Origin of the sequence: Streptomyces humidus, from assembly GCF_014649655.1 — a bacterium.
Classification (GTDB): Bacteria; Actinomycetota; Actinomycetes; order Streptomycetales; family Streptomycetaceae; genus Streptomyces; species Streptomyces humidus.
Window position 1 is genome coordinate 1 of the sequence record NZ_BMTL01000101.1, and the last position, 3,380, is coordinate 3,380.

1 pseudogene is annotated in these 3,380 nt (G+C 73.4%); it reads right to left on the reverse strand.

Features of this window, described 5'->3' with window-relative positions:
* Nucleotides 1-3,336: pseudogene (locus tag IE239_RS41170) on the reverse strand (SDR family NAD(P)-dependent oxidoreductase); the annotation flags it as partial.
* Between the last annotated feature and the right edge of the window lie 44 nt (nt 3,337-3,380).

Below are 3,380 nucleotides of genomic sequence, written 5' to 3' on the forward strand. Positions count from 1 at the left end.
CCCCGACGACCAGTCGACGTGCGGAGTCGGCTCGTCGACGTGCAGCGTCCGGGGAAGGACCGCATGCTGCAGCGCGAGCACCATCTTCATCACACCGCCGACACCGGAGGCTGCCTGGGTGTGGCCGATGTTGGACTTCAACGAGCCCAGCCACAGGGGCCGTTCCGGGTCCCTGCCCTGTCCGTAGGTGGCGAGGAGCGCCTGCGCCTCGATCGGGTCGCCCAGCGTGGTCCCCGTGCCGTGCGCCTCCACCGCGTCCACGTCCGCCGTCGACAACCCGGCCTTGGCGAGAGCCGCCCGGATCACCTGCTGCTGGGCGGGTCCGCTGGGGGCGCTGAGGCCGTTGCTCGCCCCGTCCTGGTTGAGGGCGGTGGAGCGGATCACCGCCAGCACGGGATGACCGTTGCGGCGGGCGTCCGACAGCCGCTCGAGGAGCAGCATGCCCGCGCCCTCGGCGAGGCCCATGCCGTCGGCGGCCTTGGCGAACGCCTTCGAGCGGCCGTCCTCGGCGATGCCCCGGGTGCGGGCGAAGCCGATGAAGCCGATGGGCTCGACCATCACGGCGACGCCGCCCGCGAGGGCCATGGAGCACTCTCCGGAGCGCAGCGCCTGGACCGCCATGTGCAGGGCCACCAAGGAGGAGGAGCACGCGGTGTCGATGGTCACCGCGCTGCCCTCCAGGCCGAGGGTGTAGGCGATCCGGCCGGACAGCACGCTCGTGGCGCTGCCGGTGACGATGTGCCCTTCGACGCCCTCGGGCAGGTTGTCCAGGCCGCCGAAGCCCTGGTTGGCGGCGCCCACGAATACGCCGACGGGAGCGCCGCGCACTTCCTCGGGAACGAGTCCGGCCCGTTCCAGCACCTCCCAGGAGGTCTCCAGCAGCAGTCGCTGCTGCGGGTCCATGGCGACGGCCTCGCGCGGCGAGATGCCGAAGAAACCGGGGTCGAACTCGCCCGCGTCGTAGACGAAGCCGCCCTCGCGGGCGTAGCAGGTGCCCTCACGGTCCGGGTCCGGGTCGTACAGGGTCTCGAGGTCCCAGGCGCGGTCGTCGGGGAAGGCGTCGATGGCGTCACGGCCCTCTGCGAGGATCCGCCACAGCTTCTCGGGGCTGTCGGCGCCGCCCGGGTAGCGGCAGCTCATGGAGACGATGACGACCGGGTCGTCGTCCGCGGCGGCCCCGCGTTCGGAGACGACGGGCGGGGCCGGCACGGGAAGGGCCGCCGAGTCTCCGAGCAGTTCCTCGCGGACGTGCCGGGCCAGGGTGGTCACCGTGGGCCGGTCGAAGATCACGGTGACCGGCAGACGCAGACCGGTGGCGGCGTTCAGCCGGTTGCGCAGCTCGACCGAGGTCAGCGAGTCGAAGCCGAGCTCACGGAAGGCTCGGCCCACTTCCACACTGTTCGGGCCGCTGTGCCCGAGCACTCCGGCGACCTGGGCGCGCACGAGGTCGAGTACGGCCTGCTGCTGTTCGTCGGGGTTCATGCCGCGCAGCCGGTCGACGAGACCGGAGCCCTCCGCGGTCGACGTGTCCTGACTGCGGCGGTCCTCTTCGGCGCGCAGCAGCTCGGCGACCTCGGGCACCTCGGTGAGGAGGGGGCGGGGGCGGGCCGCCGTGAAGACGGGGACGAAACGTTCCCAGTCGATGTCGGCGACGGCGACGAAGCACTCGTCGCGGTCCAGCACCTGCTGCATGCCGGTCACCGCGAGGGCCGGGTCCATGAAGGGGATGCCGCGCCAGCGCAGTTGCTCCTGGACGATGTCGAGGGCCATGCCGCCGCCCTCGTCGCTCCAGATGCCCCAGGCGATCGACGTACCGGCCAGGCCGCGGGCCCGCCGGTGCTCGGCGACCGCGTCGGCGTAGGCGTTGGCCGCCGCGTACGCTCCGTGGTCGCCGCTGCCCCAGACTCCGGCGACGGAGGAGAAGACGACGAAGGCGTCGAGCCGGTCGTCGGAGAAGATCGCGTCGAGATGTGCGGCGCCCGACAGCTTGGCCTCGGCTCCGTCGGCGAACTCCTGCAGCGTGGTGGTGGCCAGCGGGACGAGGATGCCGACGCCGGCGGTGTGCACGACGGTGCGGATGGGCGGGCCGTCCGCCTCGACCCGCTCGACGAGCGCGGCCAGGGCGTTCCGGTCGGCGATGTCGCAGGAAGCGAGGGTGACGCAGGCGCCCAGCGCTCGCAGCTCGGTCTCCAGCTCGGCGGCGCCCGGGGCGTCCGCGCCGCGTCGGCTGACCAGGACCAGGTGCTCGGTTCCGTTGCCCGCGAGCCAGCGGGCGGTGTGCCCGCCGAGACCACCGGTGCCGCCGGTGATCAGCGCCGTGCCGCGCGAGGTCCATGTGCGGTGACCGTCGCCCGAAGTCCCGGCGGGGAACCGGGCCAGACGGCGGAGCAGGATGCCGGTGCGGCGGACGGCCACCTGGTCCTCGGCACGGGAGTCGGCGAGGATCCCGCACAGCCGGGCGGCGGTCCGCTCGTCGGGCTCCTCCGGGAGGTCGACGAGGCCGCCCCAGAACTCGGGGTGTTCCAGCGCGGCCACCCTGCCCATCCCCCAGGTGCCGTTCTGCACGGGGTTGCGCAGGGGGTCGCTGTCGCCCGTGGTGACGGCTCCGCTGGTGGCCAGCCACAGCGGGGCACGCATGCCGAGGTCGCCGCACGCCTGGATGAGCGCCAGCCCGGCCGCGAGACCGGCCGCGAGTCCGCGCTGTCCGGGGTGCGGGCGCTCGTCGAGCCCGAGGAAGGAGAGCACACCGTCGAAGCGGACGGAGTCGACGCCGCTGTGCTGGGCCGTCTCGGTCAGAAGGGCGGCCAGCCGCTCGCGGTCGGTGTCACAGGAGTCGACGAACAGGGGTACGGTCCGGGCCCCGTGCGTGGCAAGCCCCTCCAGGCAGAGCTGGACGAGCGCGGTGTCCGCGTGGCTCGCGGGGACGACGACCAGCCAGGCCCCTGCCAACGTGGTGGAGGCGGGGTCGGCCGTCGGCCGCCAGGCGACGCGGTAGCGCCAGGAGTCGACGGTGGACGCGGCACGACGGCCCCGGCGCCAGGCCGACAGCACGGGCATCGCCTGGGCCAGCGCCTCCTGGCCGGGTCCCCCGGCGGCTTCCAGCACGCCGGTCAGCGCTTGGACGTCCTGTTCCTCGACAGCGGCCCAGAATTCGGCGTCCACCGGATCCTGGACACCGCTGGTCGCGGAGCCGAGCTGCGGCGTATCGGGCTCGAACCAGAAGGGGCGGCGTTGGAAGGCGTAGGTGGGCAGCGGGACCGTGTGCGCGTCATGACCGGCCAGGACGGCCGTCCAGTCCACCCCCACACCCCGCACCCACGCCTCCGCCAACGACATCAGGAAACGGTGCGCACCACCCCGGTCCCGCCGCAACGTGCCCA